General features: G+C 47.0%; 1 protein-coding gene and 1 pseudogene. Both read right to left on the reverse strand.

The annotated features are described in order from the left end of the window. Positions 1-185: S-ribosylhomocysteine lyase (locus KIV40_RS26765; protein ID WP_285352218.1), on the reverse strand; the 185-nt coding region annotated here is incomplete at its 3' end. Positions 186-208: 23 nt separating this feature from the next. Beyond that, a pseudogene (locus tag KIV40_RS26770) lies at positions 209-600 on the reverse strand (hypothetical protein); the annotation flags it as partial.

Genomic DNA, 600 nt, shown 5'->3' on the forward strand with positions numbered 1-600 from the left:
CCAGCGTAAAGGTGCTCAAGAGTGTGAATTCCTTTCTCTGACAGGATATCTTTATTGGGTGCAGTAAAACGTAAATCGAATACTGTGATCGTATCTCCCTTAGGAGTCTGCATCGTTTTTGCCACACGTACTGCAGGTGCATTCATGCGTGTGTGATCCACAGTAAAACTATCTAATAAAGGCATTCTTTTTCTCCATGACGGTCGGTTTAGAAAAACCAACTCCGGTTGTCTTCCAGTTCTTGGCGGCACTGTTTCAGTTGCCAACCATAATCTTTCGCTTGCTTCTCAACTTTGCGCGCCACCTTAATTAATGACGGCTTGCTGTTATAGGTTTTACGTTTGTAGCCACCACGACCTTCGTGATAAGCCAAATACTGATTGTACGGGTCCCAAAGAGAGAGCCCTAATTGACGACGCGTTTCATTGGTGTACCAGCCGAGGAACATTAGTGAGTCATCAAAATGCGTTCGAGAGCCACCATGTCCTGTCGCTTTCTGAAAGTCTTGCCAAGCAGGGTCTTGCGCCTGAGCATAACCATAAGCGCTGCTGACATGTCCCCATGGGATAAAGCCTAGCAGGTAATCTTTCGGTGGGCGGG

Source organism: Vibrio sp. D173a (genome assembly GCF_030248475.1).